Raw genomic sequence first — 21,269 nt, forward strand, 5'->3', positions numbered from 1 at the left:
CCGCTCTAGTCCTGCTTGCGGTCCTGCGGGACGGTGAAGGTGCCGGTCACCCGGCCCTGACCCCAAGGCGAACCCGGCGCGGCGGCGCTGCCGCCGGTCGCGGTGCCATCGACGGTCGACAGCCCGCTCTGCAAATCGATCACCAGTCGCCCGCCGTTGAGCGTGTCGCTCCCCCGGCGCAGGCGCACATTGCCCGCCATGGTGATGATCCGGCGGTTGAAATCGTAGATCGCATTGTCGCCGCTGGCGCGTTCGTCGCCGCGGGTGACGACCACGCCGCCGGTGGCAGTGATGCGCTGGATCTGGAGCTGCCCCCCGGCGTCGGTGAAATTGACCAGCATCCGGTCGGACTGGACGCGCAGGCCCGCCTGCGTGACCACCACGCCGCCGGTGGCGACCGCCTGATTGGCCCGGTCGTCGAGCACGAACTTGCCCGCATCATAGGTCACCGGCGCGTTGGAATCGTGCTGCGCGATCCCCTGCGCGGCGAGGTTCATGCCGCCCGCCAGCACGGCGGCAAGCGCGAAGCCGCCGGCGCCCCAGACAAGGGCGAGACGGCCGATCGGCGGGCGGTTTCGGGCGGGCTGGGTCATCACGGCATCCTCAACTGGCCGGGGGTCATGGTAAAGCGCGCATCGCCTTCGAGCGTGATCGTGCGTGCGGACAGATCGGCCTGCATGGTGTTGGCGGAGAAGGTCCCCGCCGGAATGGCGCCCTCGACCCCCGCATCGCCCTGCATCGTGCGGCTCTTCAGATCGACCGAGACCCCGCGCGCGGTCATGGCGTAACCATCCGAGGCGGTCAGGCGCACGGGGCCGTTGACGGCCACGGTCTCGGCATCGATGTCATAGGTGCCGCCTTCGGCGCTGAGGCGCGCCGGGCCTTCGGTGAGCAGCAACTGCGCGACCAGATCCTGCATCCGCACCAGCCCTTCAGCGCTGGAACGCTGCACCGCCTCGCCCGCCAGCAGCGAGAAGGGGCGGCCCTGGTTGTCGCGCCCGCGATACATCGCATTGTCGACGCTCAGCCGCTCGTCGATCATTGCCACCTTGTTGCGATCGAGCAGGAAGCTGACCTCGCCGCGCGGGCTCAAGGGGGTGATGATCATCAGCGCCGCGATCACCCCGACCCCCATCGGCAGCGCGCGGGCGAGAAACCGCACCAGCCGGTCGTGCGAGCCGCCGGGCGCGGCAAAATGCTGACGCCGTCCGCGCAGCGCGCGCGCTTCGGAGGTTTCGAGGCTCTGCTGGGCGGCCATATGTGCGGGTTCTGCCTCGGGCTTGCTTACATGTGGCTGAAGATGTCGCTCTCGGCCCAACCGGCGATGTCGAGCAGCGCGCGGGTGGGGAGGAAATCGAAGCACGCCTGCGCCATGGCGGTGCGCCCTTCGCGCTCCAGCCGCACGCTGAGCTCGTCGCGCAGCCGGTGGAGATAGCGCACGTCGCTCGCCGCATAGTCGCGCTGCGCATCGGACAGCACCGGCCCGCCCCAGTCAGATGACTGCTGCTGCTTGGAGATGCTCTCCCCCAGCAGTTCCTCGACAAGGTTCTTGAGCCCGTGGCGGTCGGTATAGGTGCGGGTCAGCTTGCTGGCGATCTTGGTGCAGAACACCGGCCCCGCCATCACGCCCAGATAGTAATGGATCGCGGCGAGATCGAAGCGGGCGAAGTGGTAGATTTTCTGACGCGCGGGATCGGCGAGGATCGCCTTCAGATTGGGCGCGTCATACGCGCTGCCCGGATTGAAGCGCACCAGATGCTCATCGCCCGTGCCATCGGAAATCTGCACCACGCACAGCCGGTCACGCGGGGTGACGAGGCCCATGGTCTCGGTATCCACCGCCAGCGCGGCGCTGCCGCTCAGGATGCCTGCGGGAAGGTCTTCTTCGTGAAAATGCACTGCCATGCCTCGCCCCTACGCCGAATGGAGAACAAGGGGAAGCATGGAAGTGGCACAGCCGCGCCGCCGCGCGTGGGTGCTATTCTGGCCGGTCGCGCGTGTCCGGCACCTGGCGGAATCTTGCCCGGCCAAGCGGACCATCCAGCTCAAGCACCCCGTCCACCAGCAACCCGTGCATCCCGGTCAGGTCATAGACGCCGATATCGTTGGGAATGAATTCCACCTGCAGCGCCCGGTCGGGCGTCCAGCCGATCGCGGCGAGATCGAAGCGGGGCGAGGCGACGTCATAGGACGACAGCTCGACCGTGACGGCAATCGGGCGGTCGCACCGCGGCACGCTGTCATTGTCGAAATAGGCCGAACTGCCTGCCACGAAGCCGTAGATGGTCGTGCCATTGGCGCATTCGGTGCGGGTTTCGGCATCGGTGAAGGGCTTGCCGCTGGGCCGCGTCACCTGCACCTGCACGATTTCGGGCGGGAGCGGCGGATAGGCATCATCACCCTCAGCCTCATCCTCCGCCACGATCGTCCGCTCCGTTAGCCTCACGAAGCGAAACTCCGCCGGCACGGGCGTGGGCTGTGTGGTCAGGTGGATCACCCCGTCGCGCACCTCCCACAGCCCTTGCGAGCGCAGGTCGAGCCCGCCGACCGCCAGCACCCACTCGAAGGTTCCGTCAGCCAGCAACTGCATCGCCATGTAGGTTTCGAACGAATTGCCGTTGTAGAGCCCCGCGATCTTCGAAGGATCGGTCTCCGCTTCCAAAGGCTCGGGCGCGGTATTGCCGAGGCACAGCAGCGCCGCAAGGCAGGGCAGCAGCGGACGGGCGAGAGGAGGGCGCGCGGTCATCCCTGCGGTCGATACGCCGCTTAGGGAAACAGGGAAAGCGCCGTTTCGCTTGGCGGACGCGGCGTGTAGGCACGATGCCATGACATCCGAAACCATTCCCGACAGCTGGCGGCCGGTGCTGGAGCCGGCGCTCGCCACGCCCGAAGCGCGACGGCTGGGCGGGTGGCTCACGGCCGAGGAAGCCGCGGGCAAACAGGTCTATCCGCCGCGAGGGCACCGGCTGGCGGCGCTGGCGCTGACACCGCTGGAGGAGGTGCGCTGCGTGATTCTGGGGCAGGACCCCTATCACGGGCCGGGACAGGCGCATGGCCTGGCCTTTTCGGTGCAGGCCGGGGTCAGGCCGCCGCCCAGCCTCGTCAATATCTACAAGGAGCTGGAGGCCGACCTCGGCCTGCCGCGCGCCGCCACCGGCGATCTGACGCCGTGGGCGCGGCAGGGCGTGCTGCTGCTCAACAACACGCTGACGGTCGAGGCCGGGCAGGCGGGGAGCCATGCGGGGCGCGGGTGGGATGCGATCACCGATGCCTGCGTGGCGGCGGTGGCTGAGCGGGACGCGCCGACGGTCTTCATCCTGTGGGGCAGTCACGCGAAGAAGAAGGCGAGCCGCATCCCCGCACTCGGCCGCGCGGGTCACCACCTGGTGCTCGCCTCGGCCCATCCCAGTCCGCTGTCGGCACATAACGGCTTCTTCGGCTCGCGCCCCTTCAGCCAGACCAACGCCTTCCTCGAAGCGCACGGGCGCGGGACGATCGACTGGCGGGTGTGAGCCGCGCAGGCCCCCGATTTGGTTAACCGGATGGAGATCATTCCGAATTATCAGCGGGGACAGTGTATCATGCGGAGCGCAGGCGCGCTGCCTTCGCGTGATCGATGCCGGCCATTCTCCCAGCCCGAAAGCAGTGACGGGTCCGACACGCGATGCAAGGTTCCGCAAGTGCCTCTCACGACGCCGGTCTGATCGGCCATACCGGCTTTGTCGGCGGGGCGCTGCTGCGCCAGACGCGCTTCGATGCCTGCTTCAACAGCGCCAATATCGCCGCGATCGACGGGCAGAGCTTCGGCACGCTGGTCTGCGCCGCCGCGCCGGGCTCGATGATCGAAGCCAACCGCGCGCCCGAGCGGGACGCCGCGCAGATCGAGGCGCTGATCGCCCGGCTGGCGCAAGTGCGGGCCGAGCGTTTCGTGCTGGTCTCCTCGATCGCGGTGCTGGCGGATTTTGCGGGCGGCGATGACGAGAGCACCGGGGCGTTCCAGCAAGACCTAGCCTATGGCCGCCACCGCCGCACGCTCGAAGCCTTTGTCGAGGAGCGCTTCCCCGGCAGCCTGATCGTCCGCCTGCCCGCGCTGTTCGGACGGGGCCTGCGCAAGAATTTCCTGTTCGATCTCATGAACCCGGTGCCTTCGCTGCTGACCGAGGCGAAGCGCAATGCGCTGATCGTGGCGCTCGATCCTGCGCTGTCCGGCTGGGCCGGGACACTCTACGCGCCCGATCCGGCGACGGGGCTGCTGAAGCTCGACCGCGCGGCGCTCGATGACGATCCACGGCGTGCGGCGCTGGAGGATGCGCTGAGCGCGCTGGGCGCTTCGGCGACGCAGTTCCATCATCCCGAAACGACCTACCAATATTACCCGATCGACCGGTTGTGGCAGGATATCGGCATCGCGCTCAAGGCGAGCCTCACCCACCTGCATCTGGTGGCAGAGCCGCTCACCGCCGCCGCGATCCACCAGCGGCTGACCGGGCGCCTCATGCCCGAGACGCCCGCCCGCCTGCACCGCGAGGATATGCGCACCCGCCACGCAGCCCTGTGGGGAGCGGAAGGGCCCTACCAGTTCACCGCCGCCGCCACGCTCGATGCGCTTGCCGCCTTCTTTGCCAGCGAAAGGCAGGCGGCATGAGGCTCGCCATGTCGAACATCGCCTGGACGGCTGAGGAGCGGCTGGAGGCCTATGCCATCCTCGCCGAGGCCGGGATCACCGGGCTGGAGATCGCGCCCGGAATCTTCTTCCACGCCGCCGCCGATCCCTTCGCGCCCGATGCCGCCAGCGCCGACAGGGCCCTGCGCGAGATCGCGGATGCGGGCCTTTCGCTGGTGTCGATGCAGTCGCTGCTGTTCGGCGTCACCGGCGCGGCGCTGTTCGGCGGGGCCGAGGCGCGCGGTGTTTTCGAGCGCGGGATGACCCGCGCGATCATGCTCGCCGGGCGATTCGGTATTCCCAATCTGGTGTTCGGCTCCCCCGCGCAGCGCCGCGTGCCGGAGGGCCTCGCGATGGCAGACGCGCTGGAGCAGGCCGCCGCCTTCTTTCGCCGCCTGGGCGATGCGGCCGCCGCCGCCGGAACGCGCATCTCAATCGAGGCCAATCCGGCAGCCTACGGCACCAACTTCCTCACCACGCTGGAGGAGGCCGAAGCCTTCGTCGCCCGCGTCGATCACCCGGCGATTGCCCCGATCCTCGATCTCGGCGCGATGCACATGAACGCCAGCTTCGCCAGCGTGCCTGCGCGTCTGCCGGTTCTCGCGCCGCGCCTCGCTCACGTCCATGTCAGCGAGCCCGATCTCGCCCCCGCCCCCGCCGACGCGGCGGCGCTGGTGCCGGTGCTGCGGGGCCTCAAGGTGTCCGGCTATGCCGGGGCGGTGTCGATCGAGATGAAGCGCCCGCCACGTGGTCTCGCCGAAGTGCGCGGGGCCGTTCACCGGCTGGTCGCCGCGCACCGGGCTGCGGAGACGGTCGATGCGTGAACCCGACGCCGACCAGTTCAGGAAACCGCGCGAGGACGTGGTGGTCTCGGTCTGCTTTTCCGACCTCGCCGCCACGCCCGCCACCTTCGCCGGCTTGCGCGATGTCGCCGCCACGCTCGACCGCGCATTCCGCTTCCGCGAGATCATTCTCGTGGTCGAGGACACCCAGCGCGAAGGCTTCCTGCCGCTGATCGCCGAGGTGCCCAACTGCCGCCTCTTCGTAGTGCGGCGCGGCACCGAATATTACGACCGCCGGGTGATCGCCGCCGAGGAAGCGATCGGCGACCTCGTGGTACTCGGCAATCTCGACGAGATCGCGCATCTCGACCTCACCGCCTTCCTCGCCCATGCCGAACGCGAGAATGCCGTGACCATGGTGTTCCGCGCCGCCCGCCGCCCGGTCAAGCGGCTGCTGGCCTGGCCCTTCATCGCGCTGGGCAAGCTTGCCGGGTTCAATGTCGATCCCAGCGATTTCCAGTCGATCGCGATGCCGCGCACGGCGCTCAACCGGCTGCTCGCGCATGACGAGCCGCGTCTCGCGCTGCGCTTCCCGCCGCGCGATCCGGGCCTGCCGCTCGATTGGTTCCGCACCACCCGCAACGTGCCGGGGCGCACCGCCTTCATGGGGCTGGCGCGCCGCGCGCAGCTGCTCCAGACGCTGCTGGTCTATCTCACGCCCACGATCCTGACGGTGGTCGCGCTGTCCTCCACTGTGCTGACGCTGGTGGGCCTCGCCTATGCCGCGTGGATCGTGGGCGCGCTGTTCATGGTCGACGAGCTTGCGCCGGGCTGGCTCACCACCAACGCGATGCTCGCGGTCAGCGCTGTGTTCATGGGAATGTCGACGCTCGGCCTCAGCCTCGGCCTGCAACACCTGCTCAAACAGCAGCGACGGCTGAAGGGCGGGATCGTGCCCGAGGAGGTCAACCGCATCGACCTGTTCCAGCAGGTCGCCTTCGATCTCAATGTCGAGCTGGAGAGCGATGCGCGCCCCGGCGCTTCCGGGCCGGACTGATGCCGCGCGCGCCCGCGACCCAATATGATTACGTCATTGTCGGCGGTGGCTTCTACGGCTGCTGCCTTGCGCTCTACCTGCGCTCGATCGCGGCGCGGGTGCTGCTGGTGGAGGCGGGGCCGCGGCTGATGGACCGCGCCTCGCGGATCAATCAGGCGCGGGTGCATACCGGGTTTCACTACCCCCGCTCGGCCGCAACGGCGGTGAAATCGATGCTGCTGCACCGCCGCTTTCTGGCCGATTTCCCCGAGGCGGTGGTGGACGATTTCCAGATGCTCTACGCCATCGCCCGCCGCCGGTCGAAGGTCGGGGCCAAGAAATTCCACCGCATGTTCCGCGACATGGGCGCGCCGATCGCACCCGCCAGCCCCGGCCACCGCGCGCTGTTCGATCCGGACATGGTGGAGGACGTGTTCTCCTGCCGCGAAGTCGCCTTCGATCACAAGCTGCTCGGCGCGCAGGTCGCCGCGCGGCTGGCCGCAGCCGGGGTCGAGGTGCGGCTCGGCACCGCGCTGACGGGTCTTGGCGATCACCGCAGCGGGGTGGTCGCCGCGCTGTCCGACGGCAGCGAGGTCAGCGCGCGCTACGCTTTCAACATCACCTATTCCCAGATCAACGCCGTGCTCGCAAAGGCCGGTCTGCCGCAGGCGCAGCTGAAGCACGAGATCGCCGAACTTTCCTTGATCGAGCCCCCGCGCGAGCTCGACAGGATCGGGGTGACGGTGATGGACGGGCCGTTCTTCTCGGCCATGCCCTACCCTTCGGAGGGGCTCTATTCGCTCACCCACGTGCGCTACACCCCGCACGAAAGCTGGGCCGACGATCCCGCGCGGCGCGACCCCTATCGCCATTTCGAAAGCCTCGCGCCCGAGAGCCGCTATGCCTTCATGCGGCGCGATGCGCAGCGCTATCTGCCGTGCCTTGAAGGGGCGACCTATCGCCGGTCGATCTACGAGGTGAAGACCATCCTCATCAAGAACGAGGGCGATGACGGCCGCCCGATCCTCTACCACCGCAAGCCCGAGGCGAGCCGGGTGATCTCGATCCTCGGCGGCAAGATCGACAATATCTACGACCTGCTGGAAGCGGTGAAGGGCACGGCGCCCGAATTCGCGTCGCTCCATTCGGGTTTCGTCTTCGGGCACGCCTATGCCTGAAGAGGTTGGACCGTTGACGCGGGCGCGGGGCGGCTGGTTGCTGGCGGGGCTGGCGGCGGCGATCTGCGCCTTGCGCGGCGGCATGCTGCTTTACGATCACAGCCTCAATTCGATCGACGGTGCCCTGCAGACATGGTTCGCGCTGCACCACTTCGCCGACGGCGACCAGCTTGGGACGGGTTTCCAGTCCTATCTCGGGGTGACGATGGTGCTGGCGCTGGTGCCGGTGTTCGTCGCCTTCGGGGAGACGCTGTTCGCATCCTCGCTGGCGGCGCATGTGGCGGTGGTGGCGGGGGCCTTCGGCGCGGCGTACGCGACGGTGTGGCTGATCCGCGCGGTGCCGCCGCAAAGGCGCTGGCAGGCGGCGGTGCTGCTGGTGGCCGTGTTCTACTACGCCGCGCCCTTTGTCGCCGAGCGCGTGGGTGTGCGCTGGCCCGCGAGTTTCGATCCCGGCGTCTCGCTGCGCCCCTTGCGCGGATTTGTGCCGTTCTTCGTGCTGCCGTTCTTTGTGGTGCTGGTGCGCCGCGTGCTGCGCGATGGCTGCGCGCTTGCGAGCGGGTTGATGCTGGGGCTGGTGGCGGGGGCGGGGCTGCTGTGGTCAAACGATGCGGGGATTCCGCTGGTGCTGGCGCTGGTGCTGGGCCTCGTCATGACGCTGCATCGCCGCATGGGCGTGCTGGCGCGGATGCTGGCGGCATTCGGGCTTGGCGTCATGGCTTCGGCGGGCGCGATCCTGCTGGCGGTGACGCACGGCGCGCCGGGGCCGTGGCTCACCTACAATTTCCGCGATGTGGCGGGCGACCAGTTCTGGTTCTTCGCCCCGTGGGAGAGGAGCACACGCATCCTCGGCCTCGGCGATCTACCGAATATCCTGCGTCACGCCGACCCGCTCTCTGCGGCGAGCCTGGTGGTGCTGACCCTTTGCGCGGCGTGGGCGATGCTCCGACGGCTGCGCGGGCGGGGCGCTCCGGTGCGCCTGGGCGCCTTCGTGTTCGTGGCTGCGAGCGTGATCGGCACCGCGCTCGTCCCGCAGATCGGCGGACACGCGGGGGCGGAGTATAATGCGATCACCTTCGTCCTCGGAGCCTGCGCGCCGATGATCGTCGCGCCTGCTGGGCTGTGGCGGCGGGTGGGGGGCGTGCTGCGCGCCGTCTCGCCCCGGCAGGTCGCGGTGCTGACCGGGTTTGCGGCGGTGGCGATGGTGGGGGGCGAGGCCGCGCACTTCGCGAGCGTCCGGGCCAGCACCGAGCGGACGGTCTACAACCCGGCGCTCGGCTTCTTCGTGACGTCCGGCTATGCCGCAGACCTCGCCGCGATGCGCAAGTTGGCGGCGGCGTGGGACACGGCTGGCATCCCGCAGGATCGCCGGTTGCTCTCGGTCTACACCTCACCGCTCGATATTGCGGCGGGGGTGGAAAGCCCCGCCGATGTCGGATCGCTGATCCACGCCCTGGGGCCGGACAAGCGCGCCGCCTTCACCGCGCTGGTGGCCGGGCAACAGGTCGCCGCCGTCACCACCATCGCGCCCGATTACAGCGGGTGGGAGGGGTGGCTGATCCGCGCCAACTGGCCGTTTTTCAAAGCCTTGCGCGCTGGTTACAGGCCGATTGCCCGCAACGGCCAGCAGGTGCTGTGGGTGATCGCGCCGGACGCTCGCCCGCAGCCATCACGCGCCGAGTGCCGTGTGACGCGGCTGGCACCGGGCCGCCTCGAAATCGCCGTTGCCGCGACCCAAGCGGGGGTCGCCACGGTTTGGCTGACCCGCCAGCCGCCTCTCGCCACCGGGCGCGGAGCGATGCTGACCGTGATCGAGGACTCCCCCGACACGCTGGACGCCACCGATCGCTGGGCCGATTTCCCGCGCTACGGCATCGCCAATCAGCGCGCCCTGACGCTGATGGCCCCCGTGGCATCGGGCAGCGCCACCAGTCTGTCACTCGAAACACTCGGCGGCGCGGCGATCGGCGAGGCGAGCTGCACCGCCTCGGTCGAACCCGCTCTCGACCTCGTCGCGCTTCCGCCGCTGCCCGAGGGCATCGACCGCTATCTTGCGAGCGGCAGGCCATGACCGAACTCGCGCGCTTCTTTGCGGTGACGGTGCTGGGGGTGATCCTCGACCTCGCGATCGCCTTTGCGCTGCACGCCGGGCTGGGTGTGCCGCTGTGGCTCGCCGCCGCGATCGGCTTCACCCTTGCCGCGAGTGCAAACTATGTGATCCACCAGTCATGGAGCTTCCGCAGCGGCCCGCTCTCGGCCCGGCGCGCGGGGCTTTATGCGCTGGTCGCGCTCGCGACGCTGGGGGTGCGGGTGGTGATTGTCGCGCTGCTCGACCGGATGCTGCCGGGGGCCTGGCCATTGGCGATCCTCGTCGCCGGGGCCGGAGGATCGTTCTGCGTCAACTTCGGCTTAAGCAAATTCGTCGTCTTCGCGCCCGAGGCGGAGCGGCCATGACGATCCACCCGCCCCCTGTCCTCGACGACAGCGACTGGGACGTGCCCGCCCACGACGCGGCAATCTACGCCCCGCGCGGCCACAAGCACGCGCTCGTCGTCCCGGTGATCAATGAGGGCGAGCGCATCCGCGGACAGCTGCTGCGAATTCAGGCGGCGGTGCTGCCGGTGGACGTAATTATCGCCGATGGGGGCTCCACCGACGGTTCGCTCGATCCCGATTTCGTGCGCCGGGCAGGGGTGCGCGCAGTGCTGACCAAGACCGGGCCGGGCAAGCTCTCCGCCCAGCTGCGCATGGCCTATGCCTGGTGCCTCAAGCAGGGCTATGCCGGGATCGTCACCATCGACGGCAACGGCAAGGACGGGGTCGAGGCGGTCGCGGCGATGGTCGCCCGGCTGGAGGAGGGCTGCGACTATGTGCAGGGCTCGCGCTATCTGCCCGGCGGCGTAGCGGAGAACACCCCGCTCGAACGCACCATCGCCAACCGCCTGATCCACGCCCCCCTTTTGAGCCTTGCCGGACGGCACTGGTTCACCGACACCACCAACGGCTTCCGCGCCTATTCCGCGCGCTATTTGACGCACCCGGAGGTGCGCCCGTTCCGCGCGGACTTCTCGGTCTATAATCTGCTGTTCTACCTGACAGTCCGCGCCGGGCAGCTTGGCCTCAAGGTCGCGCATGTCCCGGTCGAGCGGCGATATCCGGACGATGGCAAGGTGCCGACCAAGATCGGCGGGCTCGGGCCCAAGCTGGCGCTGCTCAGGGAGACCGTGATTGCCGCGACCGGCGGCTACACCCCCGACGATGTAGCGCGCCGACCGACGTCGTGGGTGTGGCCGTGCCTTGCGCTGCTGCTGGTGCTCGCCCCGCTACTGCTCGCCGTGATCGCCGCGCCGCCATTTTCGCCGGACTCATGGGCGCTGTATGAACTGTCGCAGACCGTGACGGGCGATTTCTACCGCTTCAATCACTGGCGCAGCTATGCCAGCGCGGCGGAATATTCGGCGAGCTTCCCGCCGCTGACCCCGGTACTGATCGCACTGACCGACGCGCTGCTGGGCACCGGCGCGCGCACCGGGCTCTACCTTGCCTTCGCCAGCTTTGCCGGGTTCGCGCTGGTATCGGAGCGGATCGGAAGGCGGGTCACCGGCGCGGCGTGGATCGGGCTCGGCGCGGCGCTGATCGGGCTGCTCGGCCCCAACATGCTGCTCGCCGAGCTGGGAGCGGGGCGGACGATCCCGCTGCAATTGCTGCTGCTGGCGCTGGTCCTCGACGGGCTGCTGCGGGGCGCGCGGATCGGGTTTGCCCGCGCGGGCGTGATCGGCCTGCTGGCGGGGCTGGCGGTGCTCAACCGCTTCGACGCGGTGCTGCTGCCGCTGCTGGTCGCCGCGCTGATCGGCTGGGTGACGCGCAGGCCGTCCCGCGCGGCGGCGGCGCTGGCCGCTTCGGCCATCGCGGTCGCGCCGTGGGTGTTCTATTCGCTCGCCACCTTCGGAACCCTGTTCGCGACCGACAACAGCGCGATCGCCACCCGGCTCGATCCGCTTGCCTATGTCACCGACTGGTGGCCGACCGCGCAGCCGGGGCTGGCCGACGATCCGGGGGCGTGGGCGGCGCGGGTGCTGGGCAATGCGTGGGGCTATGTCACCACCGCGCTATCGCTGCTGCCGACGGGCATGGCACTGGTTGCGGCCCTGTTCCTGCTGCCGCCCGCTGCCTGCGCCGCGCTTTCCGAGGAGTGGCAGGGCGGGGAGGCTGGCCCCAGGCTGCTCGCCGCCTTCGCCGCGATCACCGCGCTGCTGCTCGCCCCGCAGGTGCTGACAGGCTATCTCGAGCATCGCTATTTCGCCGCCGTAATCTGGGCCGCGCTGCTGGCGGCGGCATGCCGGGGGATTGCCCACGCCCGCTCGCTGCACCAGCGGATGTGGGCGGCGAGACTCGCCTTTGCGGGGGTTGCGGCGGGAATGGCGGTGCTCGTGATCGCGCAGCTTGGTGCGGCTACGGACAGCGGGCGGATCAGCCCGGCGGCATGGGCTCGGTACCATTCGACCGAGGATCTCGCCGCGCTGAAAGCCTGCGTTGCGCAGACGCCCGATCCGCGCATCCTTGTGCTGGGCGACGACAACTTCGCCGCGCGTGCCGGAGCGCTGGGCGGGATGGCGACGATGATGGAGCCGCGCAACATGGCGCGCGGGCGGCTGGGCGCGGAGGGCAGCCGCGCCTTCCTGACCGCGTTTCAGGTCGATTACGTCCTCGCCCGAGACCCGGCGCGCGGCGACTGGGCAAGGGCGACCCTGCCGCTCGTCGCCGTGCCGGAGTGCCCTTTCGCGCTTTACCGGGTGACGCGGTAAGCCGAAAGGAGCAGGCCCCGCAGCGGCTTTCCTACAGTGGCCGGGTCTGTCAGACCCACCGGCATGGCCTGTCGCAACCGCCCTCTCGCATCGCCCGCACAGGCCGCCAATCCGGCCCCGGAACCACGTTCATCCTGTGGGCGGGAATTTTGTTCTTAGACAGTGTCTCATGTGTCTCCAACACGGCAGCAGAGTGCCGCCCTGCCGCACATCCCGAAGACCGCTCACCCGATGCGATGCTCGCCGCGAATCCATCGCACCGTGCCACTCGACGCCCGCATCACCACGCTCTCGGTCGTCAGGATCGTCTCGCCGGTGGGCTTGCGGCGGCGCTTCACTCCGCCGAGCAGCGAGCCGTCGGTCACGCCGGTCGCGGCGAAGATGCAGTCGCCCTTGGCCAGGTCTTCGAGCTTGTAGATGCGATTGAGATCCTCGATGCCCCACTTGCGCGCGCGGGCCTTCTCGTCCTCGTTGCGGAACACGAGGCGTCCGTTGAACTGCCCGCCGACGCAGCGCAGCGCGGCAGCGGCCAGCACGCCCTCGGGCGCGCCGCCCTGGCCCATGTACATGTCGATCGTGGTGTCCTCGTCCGTCACCGCGATCACGCCCGCCACGTCGCCGTCGCCGATCAGCACCACGCCGCAGCCCAGCGCGCGCAGCTCGGCGATCAGATCGGCATGACGCGGGCGGTCGAGCACGCAGACGTTGATGTCGGACGGCTTCACGCCCTTCGCCTCGGCCACGGCGCGCACGTTTTCGGTCGGCGATTTGGCGAGGTCGATGATGCCTTCGGGATAGCCGGGGCCGACCGCGAGCTTGTCCATATAGGTGTCGGGCGCGTTGAGCAGGCAGCCTTCCTCCGCCGCCGCCAGCACGGCGAGCGCATTGGGCCCGGCCTTGGCGGTGATGGTGGTGCCTTCGAGCGGATCGAGGGCAATGTCGATCTTGGGGCCCTTGCCCATGCCGACCTTCTCGCCGATGAACAGCATCGGGGCCTCGTCCCGCTCGCCTTCGCCGATCACCACGGTGCCATCGATATAGAGGTTGTCGAAGGCGCGGCGCATCGCTTCGACTGCAGCGGCATCGGCGGCTTTCTCGTCTCCGCGCCCGATCAGCTGCGCGGCGGCGACGGCGGCGGCTTCGGTCACACGCACCATCTCCAGCACCAGCACGCGCTGGATCGCGTTGTCGCTGGCGGCTTGTGCGGCAACGGCGGCGGCGGTATCGATGGTTGAGTTCATGTGCAATTCAGCCCTTCTTCGCTCTGGTTGCGTGCCACCAGGTATCACCCCGGCGCTTAAGCGGATGGAGACGGGTTTGTCGAGCAATGCAACGTCTGTCGGCCCCCGTTTTCGCAGTCACCTTGCGCTTGTCGCCGCGCTGATCGCCGCGCCTGTGGCCGCGCAGGATGACAGCGCCGCGACTCCGCCGCCAGCTCCGCCCGCCGCCGAGGCGCCGCCGAAGATCAATCTGACGGTCACCGTCCCGCGCGAGGAAACCAATCAGGCCGCGCTCCAGCAATGCCGGGACGAGACCGATGCGGGCACGCTCAGCGGCGAGATCGTGGTGTGCGGCGCGACCGGCAACGATACCAGCGCGCTGACCGGCGACCGCGCGGCGACGCAGAAGCGTTATGCGCAGGAGACCATGCTGAAAGGTGCGCCGCGCGCGCCGGAAGCCTTCGGGATCGCCAATCATGGCAATGCGATCGGCTTCGGCAAGCCGCCACCACCGGCGATCCTGATCGATGTCGAAGCGCTGCCCACCGCACCCGCCGGCTCCGATGCCGACCGGATCGCGCGCGGCCTTGCTCCGCAGGGGCAGGATCGCGAGCTGACCGAGGAAGAGGAAAAGGCCCGGCGCGAGGCGCTGGGGATCAAGACCACCGTGCCGCCGCGCGACAAGAAGAAGGGCGGCTGACGGAGCGGTTTTCGTGTTCCTCCCCTACCTCCTCGCCGCGCTGGCCGCACAGGTCGCCACCGAACCGCAGGTGCAGGTCGGGCCGCAGGTGCCGCCCCAGCAGAGCCTGCGCCTGCCGCCCCCGCGCGAGGCGACCCGCCTGCCGCAGCGCGCTTCGCCCGATGCGCCGCCCGAGCCGGAGCGCATCCCGATCGATCTCGGCCCCGATGCGCCGACCTCCGGCCCGCCGCAGCAGATCGACCTGCTCGCCGAGCCGCCGCGCTCCGAGGCCGCCGATGCCGTGCAGCTCAAGGAATGCGAGGAGCAGCGAGAGGCCGGGGTGGTGGCGGGCGAGATCGTAGTGTGCCGCGAGCTTCCGGCAGACACCTCGCAGATCTACAGCGGCAGCCGCGAGGCGTGGCTGAAGGACTATGCCGAGCGGACGATGAATGCGGGGACCATCCCGCCGCCCGATGTCGCCGGGCCGGGGATCTTCCGCGGGCCGCCCACCGTCAGCGGGCTGTGCCTGATCGGCCCTTGCCCGAAAGACCCGGCGCTGATCATCGATGTCGAAGCGATCCCGCCCGCGCCTGCCGGTTCGGACGCCGAGCGGGTGGCGCAGGGGCTCGAGCCGCTGAAGGACGATAACGCACCGCTCTCGGACGAGGCGCGTCGCCGGGTCGAGGAGGAGCTGGGCTTGCCGGAAGTGCCTGAACGCTAGAGCGGTTTCCGACCATCCTGACCCGCCCTGATCGCGCTCTGAAGTCCGCTGGGCAGGAATGGCGCGCGGCAGGGGCTGGTTGCCCCTGCAAGCGGTATGACGAAGCCAGCGGACTTCAGAGCGCGACGGGTGGGCGCAGGGCCACGTTGCTTGTCGCTCACGATGCGCCGCATCGCTCGCTCCTCGCGCCTTGCCCTGCGCCCAATTCGGCTCCGTCAGGGTGGGTCAGGATGGTCGGAAACCGCTCTAAAGCGGCAGGATCGGCAGCACCAGCGGATCGCCGCTGAGGCTTTCCGAGCCTTCGAGCAGCGCGAGCGCCTTGGTCACGCACTTCTCCGGGCCCTCATGCGTCACCATCGCCACCATCACCTCGCCCCCGCTGTGCGAGCGGCCCTGCTGGATCAGGCTCTCGATCGAGACATCCCCGTCGCGCAGCGCGGCGGTGATCTCGGCGAGCACGCCGGGGCGGTCCTTGACCATGAAGCGGATATAGGTGCGCGCCGGGCGGTGGCCCGGTTCGGCGGGCGGCATGGCGGCCAGCTGGGCGCAGGGGATCGAGAAGGGCGCGCCCACCTCGTCGCGCGCGATGTCGATCAGGTCGGCGGCGACGGCACTCGCGGTCGGCCCGTCGCCTGCGCCTGCGCCCTGGAACAGCAGGCGGCCGGAGAAGTTGCCCTCGGCCACCACCGCGTTGGTCGGCCCGTCGACCGCGCTCAGCGGGTGGCCCTTGGCGACGAGGCAGGGGCGCACGCGCTGGAGCAGGCGCGGGCCCTCGGGCGTTTCCTCGACGTCGGCCTCGCCGATCAGCCGGATCACGAAGCCCAGCGCATCGGCCTGGGCGATGTCGTGGCTGCGCACCTGCGTGATCCCGGTCACTCGCACGCCGCCGAAATCGACCCGCGTCCCGAACCCGATCGCGGCGAGGATCGCCAGCTTGTGCGCCGCGTCCACGCCCTCGATGTCGAAGGCGGGATCGGCCTCGGCAAAGCCCAGACGTTGCGCTTCGGCCAGCACGACATCGAAGTCCGCCCCGGTCGCTTCCATTTCGGAGAGGATGTAATTGCAGGTGCCGTTGAGGATGCCGTAGACCTTGGTGAGCGCATTGGCGCTGGTGCCTTCGCGCAGGCCCTTGATCACCGGGATGCCGCCCGCCACCGCCGCTTCGAACTTGAGCGCGGCGCTGTTCGCTTCGGCGATCTCGGCCAGTTCCAGCCCGTGATGCGCGATCATCGCCTTGTTGGCGGTGACGAGGCCCTTGCCCGCCCGCAGCGCCGCGCGCGAGCAGGCAAGCGCCGGGCCATCCGACCCGCCGACCAGCTCCACCACCACGTCGACATCGTCGCGCCGGGCAAGCGCGGTCATGTCGTCTTCCCAGGCGAAGCGGCTGATATCGACCCCGCGATCCTTGCTCCGCTCGCGCGCCGACACGGCGACCACCTCGATCGGGCGACCGGCGCGCGCGGCGATCAGCCGGGCGTTGGTGTCGAGCAGGCGGATCACGCCGGCCCCGACGGTGCCGAGCCCGGCGATGGCAATGCGCAGCGGTTGCGTCGTGGTGGTGGTCAAGCGGCCCTCCGTTGAAAACAGCAGGCCGCGCTTACCCGCACCGCGCGCGCGGTCAAGCGGGCATGGGGCGTATCAGCCCTCGGTGATGCGCCGCTCGCACGGGCCGATTGCCTGCCGCACGAAGGCATAGTCGCTTGCCGCCAGCCGCCGCTCGTCCGCCTCGCGGGCGAGGTTGGCGTTGCTCGGCAGCTGCGGTGGCAGCGAGCAGGCGAGGCGATACCAGCGCAGGGTTTCGGGCTGGGGCGGGCGGGCCGACGAATCGATGATCTCTCCCCACGATACGCCCCATTGAACCTGCTGCCCGGGGCGCCGGAGGACAGTGATCGACACCGGCGAGCGGTTTTCGGTTGCCAGGAAAATCTGCGTCTCCGATTCGCCGGTCAAGGTGCCCTGCACCGCCAGCGCATCGCTGATCCCGGTGACGCGCGGCGGCGGGCCCTCGGCGGCGTAAAGCTCGGTCAGGATCGGGCGCAGGCGGGCTTCGAGTTCGGGCGTATAGGCCAGCTGCGCGGTCGGGGAGACCAGCTGGAGCTGCCCCGCACGGCCCGGAACGCTGCGCGCAAACAGCACGAAGTCCTGCTTTTTCAGCTTGGGCACCTTGCCTTTCGCGTCGAGCGGCACGTCAACCAGATAGGCGAGCGTGCCGCCCACGCTGCTGCGTCCGGCGATCAGGGCGATGGTCTGGGCCTCGACATAAAGCCGCGCGAATCCCGGTGCGACATCCGGCGCGCGTTCGGGTTTCAGCGTGGTCTGGCGGCGAATCTGAGCGCGGATGACCAGCTCGGAAGCCTCGGAAAGGGTCGCCAGATCGGCATAGGTCGGCCCGCTTGACGCTGATATGGCCGCAGGAGCAGCCGTCTGCGCATGGCCCGCCACCGGCACCAAAATCGCCGCGCCGAACACGCTCGCCGATATCTTCAGACTCTTGAAAAACGGCATTAATTCATCCTTAACCTGTTGCCCGGCGATGGCCTGCGCGCGGCATCGCGACGACACCGCTTCACCATCACTTGTTGCACATGATTCGCAGTGAATCAGCCCTGAACCGCAAAAGCGTTTGATCGGCTAGGGGTTGCCCGTTAAAGCCTCGATATCTGATCGCACGGGACTGGGGACATTGCCGCGCGAACAGTTCAGGTTGCAGACTGGGCCAAATTGCTCAGAATGTACCGGCCGGGGAAAGTTTCGGGCCATGCGTATTGCGCTGGCCCGTGTTTCTTTACCCGGTGTGGGAGGACCGAAATGACCGGGATCCACCAACCCGCCGCAAGGCAGGAGGGGTGGTGAGTGTGCCGATCGCATGATCGGCGAGTAATTGGAGAGAAAGCGCTGGATGTCCTACGCTAGCCAACAACAAGGATTGACCGGCCCCAAGCTTGTCGCCCTGATCATCGCGCTTGCGATCGTCGGTGGTGTCGGGACGGGGATGGTCCTCTTTCTGACGGTCGACGCCGTCAAGGAAATGGTCGAACGTGTGACCACCGTGAACGTCAAGGAAGAAGAGCCGCCGCCACCCGAAGAGGAACCGCCGCCGCCGCCGGAAGAAATCCCCGAAGTGACATCGCCGCCGCCGCCCAACGTGCCGCAGATGCCGTTCGAGTTTCCGACCCCCAACAAGACCGAGACGACCCAGAAGGAAACCCCTCCGGGCCCGCCTGAAAAGCAGGCGAGCACGCAGCCGGAAGCGCCTCCGGGTCCGCCCACTCCGCCCAAGCCGCCGTCCAAGGCGCGCGGGGTGAAGACCAAGGGCGAACGCGGCTGGGTACAGCGCATCACCAACGATTATCCGAGCCGCGCCGCGCGTGAGGAAATCGAAGGGACTGTGGGCGTCCGCGTCACCGTGACCGTCGATGGCCGGGCCACCGGATGTTCGGTCACCTCGTCGAGCGGTTCCAGCATTCTTGATGATGCAGCTTGCAAGGCGGTCGAACGCTACGCTCGCTTCGAGCCTGCACTCAACGATGCGGGCGATCCGATCGCCGCACCGTGGTCGACGCGCATTACCTACAGGCTGAACTGACCGATCAATCCGGCCGGAGGCCACGCCTCCCGGTCGCAGGACAACTTTTCATAAGGACTATTCGCAATGAACCTTTACCTTCTCGCCGCCGCCGCCGGGGAAGCGCCCCAGAGCCAGTTCGGCTTCGTCCAAGCCATGAAGGAAGGCGGCCCGGTCGCCTGGTCGATCCTCGCCATCATGATCATCATGTCGGTCGGCTCGTTCTACATCATGTTCACCAAGCTGTTCGAACAGAACAAGGTGATGAAGCAGTACAAGTCGGTCGAAACGTCGTTCTGGCGTGCGCCGAGCCTCAAGGAAGGCGCGACCAAGCTCGACAAGGACAGCCCCTGGCGCCAGCTGGCCGACGATGCGGTCAAGGCTCAGGAAGATCACCACAAGATGACCGACAGCCTCGAATCGCATGACTACATGCACGGTTCGCTGCAGCGTTCGGAAGATTCGATCAACGCCGTGCTCGCGGGCGGTCTGCCGTTCCTCGCCACCGTCGGTGCGACCGCGCCGTTCGTGGGTCTGCTCGGCACCGTGATCGGGATCTACCGCGCGCTGATCAACATCGGCATCGCCGGCAACGCCTCGATCGACAAGGTCGCCGGCCCCGTCGGTGAAGCGCTGATCATGACCGCGATCGGTCTGCTCGTCGCCGTGCCCGCGGTGTTCGCGTTCAACTGGCTGCAGTCGCGCAACCGCAAGATCGCGGCCATGCTGAGCACCTTCTCGACCGACCTGCTGGCGTACATGAACTCGAACGGTGCGGTGAAGCCGACCGTGGGCGCGGCTGCTCCGGCTGCCAAGCCCGCGGCGAAGCCCGCCCCCGCCGCTCCGGTTGCCAAGCCGGGCGTGAACCCGACGCTCAACAAGTCCTGATCGTCATCGCCTGCGTGCGGCGGGAGGCCTCTTGGGGTTCTTCCGCCGCTGCCCGGTCAGGCACAGTCGCTCGGGCCGGGCAGGCAAACCACGTCAATGTTTTGACAGGCTAGGAATTCACAATGGCGATTTCTACGGGAGGCGGGGCTGATACCCCCATGTCCGACATCAACACCACGCCGTTGGTGGACGTGATGCTGGTGCTCCTGATCATCTTCCTCATCGCGGTTCCGGTGGCGATCCAGACGATCGAGAAGCTGGAAATTCCGGTGTTCGAATCGGTTGAATCGAAGGACAAGGTCGAAAACCTGCTGATCACCGTCAGCGCGACCGACGATGCCGGTCGCATGGCCGGGGATCCCGGCTATGCCGGTGCCTCGCGCAACGGCCAGTGCCGGATCTACATCAACAACATCACGCTGGTCGATTCCCAGGAACTCCAGGACCAGGCCTTCAAGAAGCTCGACGCGATCGTGAAGCGTGCGGGTGGGCCGGAAGCGCTTCAGGAGGATCCGGAAAAGGTTCCGCAGGTGCACATCCGCGGCGACGTCAACGCCCCGTGGTCGTGCGTGGCGGGGGCGATCTACCGTGTTCAGGCTGCCGGTTATCCGATCGTCGGGTTCATCTCGAACCCCGTCGATCCGAACTGAGCGCTCAAGCCAATCTAAGGAGAAAACACCATGGGTATGTCTGGAGGCAAGCTCGACGGCGAGCCGATGATGGACATGAACATGACCCCGCTGATCGACGTTCTGCTCGTTCTGCTGATCATGTTCATCATTACCATCCCGGTGGCCACGCACTCGGTCGATATCGATCTGCCGACGCCGAGCCCGCCGACCAATCCGCCGCCGATCGATCCGGTCAAGAACAAGCTGGTGCTGTCGGCCAATGACGAGATCTTCTGGAACGGCACGGTGCTGACCCGCGAAGAGCTGGTCTTCACGCTCCAGCAGAGCCTGACCCTGCCGGAAGAGCCCGAACTGCAGTTCGAGCCCGAGGCGCTGGCCAGCTATGACCTGTCGGCCAAGGTGCTGAACGACATCAAGACGTCGGGCGTGACCAAGTTCGGCTTCGTCGGCAACGACAAGTTCCGCGACTTCGGCAAGTAAGCCGCGCCCCTCGGGGCAGGATGCAAAAAAGGGGCGCTGCGAGCAATCGCGGCGCCCTTTTTGCATGGTCGCCCGTGCCGCGAACCTTTCGGTAGCAGGGCGCATACCGGTACGCGTTAGGCAACCTCTTGTTTATGGGTTAAAAACATCGCCTCATCCTCGAGGAGAGCGATCATGCCCCACAAAGTCATTCGCCCCAACCGCTACAACGCCCGGCCCCGGCCCATAGGCGAGATGAACGTCACCCCCTTCATCGATGTTCTGCTGGTGCTGCTGATCATGCTGATCCTCGCCATCCCGATGCCGGTCAATGTCACCGCAGTCGATCTGCCTGGCGATCCGGCCCGCCCGAGCCTGCCGGTGCTCGATCAGAACACCATTGCCATCGACGCCGCCGATCGCCTGTCGTGGAACGGCGCGCCCGTTACGCCAAGCGAACTGCGCGCGCAGGTCGCGGCGGCCAGCGCGCTGGAGCAGGCACCGCTGCTGCGCTTCGCGCCGGACGCGCTCGCCAGCTATGATATCGCGGCTCGTACCATCGCCCTGATCAAGGAAGAGGGCGCGCAGAGCTTCGCCTTTATCGGCAACGACAGATACCGGGACTTCTGACGGCGCACGGGCCG

At 68.2% G+C, this 21,269-nt stretch carries 22 protein-coding genes; 15 read left to right on the forward strand and 7 right to left on the reverse strand.

Annotated features, from left to right (window positions below; all coding sequences use genetic code 11):
- Nucleotides 1-5 precede the first annotated feature (5 nt).
- The 4 genes from E2E27_RS03995 to E2E27_RS04010 all read right to left on the reverse strand — a co-directional run bounded on the left by E2E27_RS03995 (nucleotide 6) and on the right by E2E27_RS04010 (nucleotide 2,746).
- The gene (locus E2E27_RS03995) at nucleotides 6-593 is read right to left on the reverse strand and encodes an LptA/OstA family protein (RefSeq protein ID WP_141457797.1); all 588 of its coding nucleotides are present in this window, start codon (nucleotides 591-593) and stop codon (nucleotides 6-8) included.
- Nucleotides 593-1,258 carry an LPS export ABC transporter periplasmic protein LptC gene (gene lptC, locus E2E27_RS04000; protein WP_141457798.1) on the reverse strand — a complete coding sequence of 222 codons (666 nt, stop codon included), beginning with the start codon at nucleotides 1,256-1,258 and terminating at the stop codon, nucleotides 593-595. Before lptC ends, E2E27_RS03995 begins: the two co-directional genes overlap by 1 nt.
- 26 nt (nucleotides 1,259-1,284) lie before the next feature.
- Nucleotides 1,285-1,905 carry a ribonuclease D gene (locus E2E27_RS04005; RefSeq protein ID WP_141457799.1) on the reverse strand — a complete coding sequence of 207 codons (621 nt, stop codon included), beginning with the start codon at nucleotides 1,903-1,905 and terminating at the stop codon, nucleotides 1,285-1,287.
- A 73-nt stretch (nucleotides 1,906-1,978) separates the two neighbouring features.
- Nucleotides 1,979-2,746, reverse strand: a complete 768-nt coding sequence (locus E2E27_RS04010; protein WP_141457800.1) for a hypothetical protein — start codon at nucleotides 2,744-2,746, stop codon at nucleotides 1,979-1,981.
- A gap of 79 nt (nucleotides 2,747-2,825) precedes the next feature.
- Between E2E27_RS04010 and ung the strand changes: the two genes are divergently transcribed.
- From ung to E2E27_RS18895, 8 genes are all read left to right on the forward strand, one after another.
- Nucleotides 2,826-3,512 carry a uracil-DNA glycosylase gene (ung, locus tag E2E27_RS04015; protein WP_141457801.1) on the forward strand — a complete coding sequence of 229 codons (687 nt, stop codon included), beginning with the start codon at nucleotides 2,826-2,828 and terminating at the stop codon, nucleotides 3,510-3,512.
- Between the two features lie 152 nt (nucleotides 3,513-3,664).
- Entirely contained in the window at nucleotides 3,665-4,645 is a 981-nt protein-coding gene (locus tag E2E27_RS04020; RefSeq protein ID WP_141457802.1) for a Rossmann-fold NAD(P)-binding domain-containing protein, read from the forward strand.
- Nucleotides 4,642-5,487, forward strand: a complete 846-nt coding sequence (locus E2E27_RS04025) for a sugar phosphate isomerase/epimerase family protein (protein WP_141457803.1) — start codon at nucleotides 4,642-4,644, stop codon at nucleotides 5,485-5,487. The genes E2E27_RS04020 and E2E27_RS04025 overlap by 4 nt, the downstream gene beginning before the upstream one ends.
- Nucleotides 5,480-6,502 (forward strand): hypothetical protein, encoded by a 1,023-nt coding sequence (locus tag E2E27_RS04030; RefSeq protein WP_141457804.1) that lies wholly within the window; start codon nucleotides 5,480-5,482, stop codon nucleotides 6,500-6,502. The genes E2E27_RS04025 and E2E27_RS04030 overlap by 8 nt, the downstream gene beginning before the upstream one ends.
- Nucleotides 6,502-7,659 (forward strand): FAD-dependent oxidoreductase, encoded by a 1,158-nt coding sequence (locus tag E2E27_RS04035; RefSeq protein WP_141457805.1) that lies wholly within the window; start codon nucleotides 6,502-6,504, stop codon nucleotides 7,657-7,659. Before E2E27_RS04030 ends, E2E27_RS04035 begins: the two co-directional genes overlap by 1 nt.
- A gap of 13 nt (nucleotides 7,660-7,672) precedes the next feature.
- Nucleotides 7,673-9,727 (forward strand): hypothetical protein, encoded by a 2,055-nt coding sequence (locus E2E27_RS04040; protein ID WP_141457806.1) that lies wholly within the window; start codon nucleotides 7,673-7,675, stop codon nucleotides 9,725-9,727.
- A complete protein-coding gene (locus E2E27_RS04045; RefSeq protein WP_141457807.1) occupies nucleotides 9,724-10,110 on the forward strand; it encodes a GtrA family protein in 387 nt (128 codons plus the stop codon). The genes E2E27_RS04040 and E2E27_RS04045 overlap by 4 nt, the downstream gene beginning before the upstream one ends.
- Nucleotides 10,107-12,461: a glycosyltransferase family 2 protein gene (locus tag E2E27_RS18895; RefSeq protein ID WP_199799089.1), complete on the forward strand. Its 2,355-nt coding sequence runs from the start codon at nucleotides 10,107-10,109 to the stop codon at nucleotides 12,459-12,461. The genes E2E27_RS04045 and E2E27_RS18895 overlap by 4 nt, the downstream gene beginning before the upstream one ends.
- 224 nt (nucleotides 12,462-12,685) lie before the next feature.
- On the opposite strand, the gene glpX is transcribed toward E2E27_RS18895, so the two are convergent.
- Complete coding sequence (gene glpX, locus E2E27_RS04055) at nucleotides 12,686-13,618, reverse strand: class II fructose-bisphosphatase (RefSeq protein WP_234036290.1); 933 nt, start codon at nucleotides 13,616-13,618, stop codon at nucleotides 12,686-12,688.
- 160 nt (nucleotides 13,619-13,778) lie between these two features.
- On the opposite strand from glpX, the gene E2E27_RS04060 reads away from it, so the two are divergent.
- A complete protein-coding gene (locus tag E2E27_RS04060) occupies nucleotides 13,779-14,381 on the forward strand; it encodes a hypothetical protein (protein ID WP_141457809.1) in 603 nt (200 codons plus the stop codon).
- A 13-nt stretch (nucleotides 14,382-14,394) separates the two neighbouring features.
- The gene (locus E2E27_RS04065) at nucleotides 14,395-15,081 is read left to right on the forward strand and encodes a hypothetical protein (protein ID WP_141457810.1); all 687 of its coding nucleotides are present in this window, start codon (nucleotides 14,395-14,397) and stop codon (nucleotides 15,079-15,081) included.
- Between the two features lie 246 nt (nucleotides 15,082-15,327).
- Here the strand turns inward: E2E27_RS04065 and E2E27_RS04070 are convergent, their stop codons facing one another.
- Both E2E27_RS04070 and E2E27_RS04075 read right to left on the reverse strand, forming a co-directional pair.
- Nucleotides 15,328-16,647 carry a homoserine dehydrogenase gene (locus E2E27_RS04070; protein ID WP_141457811.1) on the reverse strand — a complete coding sequence of 440 codons (1,320 nt, stop codon included), beginning with the start codon at nucleotides 16,645-16,647 and terminating at the stop codon, nucleotides 15,328-15,330.
- Between the two features lie 72 nt (nucleotides 16,648-16,719).
- A complete protein-coding gene (locus E2E27_RS04075; RefSeq protein ID WP_234036177.1) occupies nucleotides 16,720-17,586 on the reverse strand; it encodes a hypothetical protein in 867 nt (288 codons plus the stop codon).
- 394 nt (nucleotides 17,587-17,980) lie between these two features.
- Between E2E27_RS04075 and E2E27_RS04080 the strand changes: the two genes are divergently transcribed.
- The 5 genes from E2E27_RS04080 (at nucleotide 17,981) to E2E27_RS04100 (ending at nucleotide 21,255) form a co-directional block, all read left to right on the forward strand.
- Nucleotides 17,981-18,667, forward strand: coding sequence for a TonB family protein (locus E2E27_RS04080; protein WP_141457812.1), 687 nt, complete (start codon nucleotides 17,981-17,983; stop codon nucleotides 18,665-18,667).
- A gap of 66 nt (nucleotides 18,668-18,733) precedes the next feature.
- Entirely contained in the window at nucleotides 18,734-19,534 is an 801-nt protein-coding gene (locus E2E27_RS04085; RefSeq protein ID WP_141457813.1) for a MotA/TolQ/ExbB proton channel family protein, read from the forward strand.
- Nucleotides 19,535-19,656: 122 nt separating this feature from the next.
- A complete protein-coding gene (locus E2E27_RS04090) occupies nucleotides 19,657-20,184 on the forward strand; it encodes an ExbD/TolR family protein (RefSeq protein ID WP_181443550.1) in 528 nt (175 codons plus the stop codon).
- 30 nt (nucleotides 20,185-20,214) lie between these two features.
- A complete protein-coding gene (locus E2E27_RS04095) occupies nucleotides 20,215-20,646 on the forward strand; it encodes an ExbD/TolR family protein (RefSeq protein WP_141457815.1) in 432 nt (143 codons plus the stop codon).
- 174 nt (nucleotides 20,647-20,820) lie between these two features.
- Nucleotides 20,821-21,255 carry an ExbD/TolR family protein gene (locus tag E2E27_RS04100; RefSeq protein WP_234036178.1) on the forward strand — a complete coding sequence of 145 codons (435 nt, stop codon included), beginning with the start codon at nucleotides 20,821-20,823 and terminating at the stop codon, nucleotides 21,253-21,255.
- Nucleotides 21,256-21,269 lie beyond the last annotated feature (14 nt).

It is taken from the genome of Porphyrobacter sp. YT40 (genome assembly GCF_006542605.1).
GTDB lineage: Bacteria > Pseudomonadota > Alphaproteobacteria > Sphingomonadales > Sphingomonadaceae > Erythrobacter.

What these genes read in the sequence shown, in the direction of transcription:
- E2E27_RS04100 (WP_234036178.1), top strand. Translation starts at nt 20,821, where the DNA reads ATGCCCCACAAAGTCATTCGCCCCAACCGCTACAACGCCCGGCCCCGG.
- E2E27_RS04085 (WP_141457813.1), top strand. Translation starts at nt 18,734, where the DNA reads ATGAACCTTTACCTTCTCGCCGCCGCCGCCGGGGAAGCGCCCCAGAGC.
- ung (WP_141457801.1), top strand. Translation starts at nt 2,826, where the DNA reads ATGACATCCGAAACCATTCCCGACAGCTGGCGGCCGGTGCTGGAGCCG.
- lptC (WP_141457798.1), bottom strand. Translation starts at nt 1,258, where the DNA reads ATGGCCGCCCAGCAGAGCCTCGAAACCTCCGAAGCGCGCGCGCTGCGC.
- E2E27_RS03995 (WP_141457797.1), bottom strand. Translation starts at nt 593, where the DNA reads ATGACCCAGCCCGCCCGAAACCGCCCGCCGATCGGCCGTCTCGCCCTT.
- E2E27_RS04090 (WP_181443550.1), top strand. Translation starts at nt 19,657, where the DNA reads ATGGCGATTTCTACGGGAGGCGGGGCTGATACCCCCATGTCCGACATC.
- E2E27_RS04075 (WP_234036177.1), bottom strand. Translation starts at nt 17,586, where the DNA reads ATGCCGTTTTTCAAGAGTCTGAAGATATCGGCGAGCGTGTTCGGCGCG.
- E2E27_RS04025 (WP_141457803.1), top strand. Translation starts at nt 4,642, where the DNA reads ATGAGGCTCGCCATGTCGAACATCGCCTGGACGGCTGAGGAGCGGCTG.
- E2E27_RS04010 (WP_141457800.1), bottom strand. Translation starts at nt 2,746, where the DNA reads ATGACCGCGCGCCCTCCTCTCGCCCGTCCGCTGCTGCCCTGCCTTGCG.
- E2E27_RS04080 (WP_141457812.1), top strand. Translation starts at nt 17,981, where the DNA reads ATGTCCTACGCTAGCCAACAACAAGGATTGACCGGCCCCAAGCTTGTC.
- E2E27_RS04005 (WP_141457799.1), bottom strand. Translation starts at nt 1,905, where the DNA reads ATGGCAGTGCATTTTCACGAAGAAGACCTTCCCGCAGGCATCCTGAGC.
- E2E27_RS04020 (WP_141457802.1), top strand. Translation starts at nt 3,665, where the DNA reads ATGCAAGGTTCCGCAAGTGCCTCTCACGACGCCGGTCTGATCGGCCAT.
- E2E27_RS18895 (WP_199799089.1), top strand. Translation starts at nt 10,107, where the DNA reads ATGACGATCCACCCGCCCCCTGTCCTCGACGACAGCGACTGGGACGTG.
- E2E27_RS04095 (WP_141457815.1), top strand. Translation starts at nt 20,215, where the DNA reads ATGGGTATGTCTGGAGGCAAGCTCGACGGCGAGCCGATGATGGACATG.
- E2E27_RS04030 (WP_141457804.1), top strand. Translation starts at nt 5,480, where the DNA reads ATGCGTGAACCCGACGCCGACCAGTTCAGGAAACCGCGCGAGGACGTG.
- E2E27_RS04045 (WP_141457807.1), top strand. Translation starts at nt 9,724, where the DNA reads ATGACCGAACTCGCGCGCTTCTTTGCGGTGACGGTGCTGGGGGTGATC.
- glpX (WP_234036290.1), bottom strand. Translation starts at nt 13,618, where the DNA reads ATGGTGCGTGTGACCGAAGCCGCCGCCGTCGCCGCCGCGCAGCTGATC.
- E2E27_RS04035 (WP_141457805.1), top strand. Translation starts at nt 6,502, where the DNA reads ATGCCGCGCGCGCCCGCGACCCAATATGATTACGTCATTGTCGGCGGT.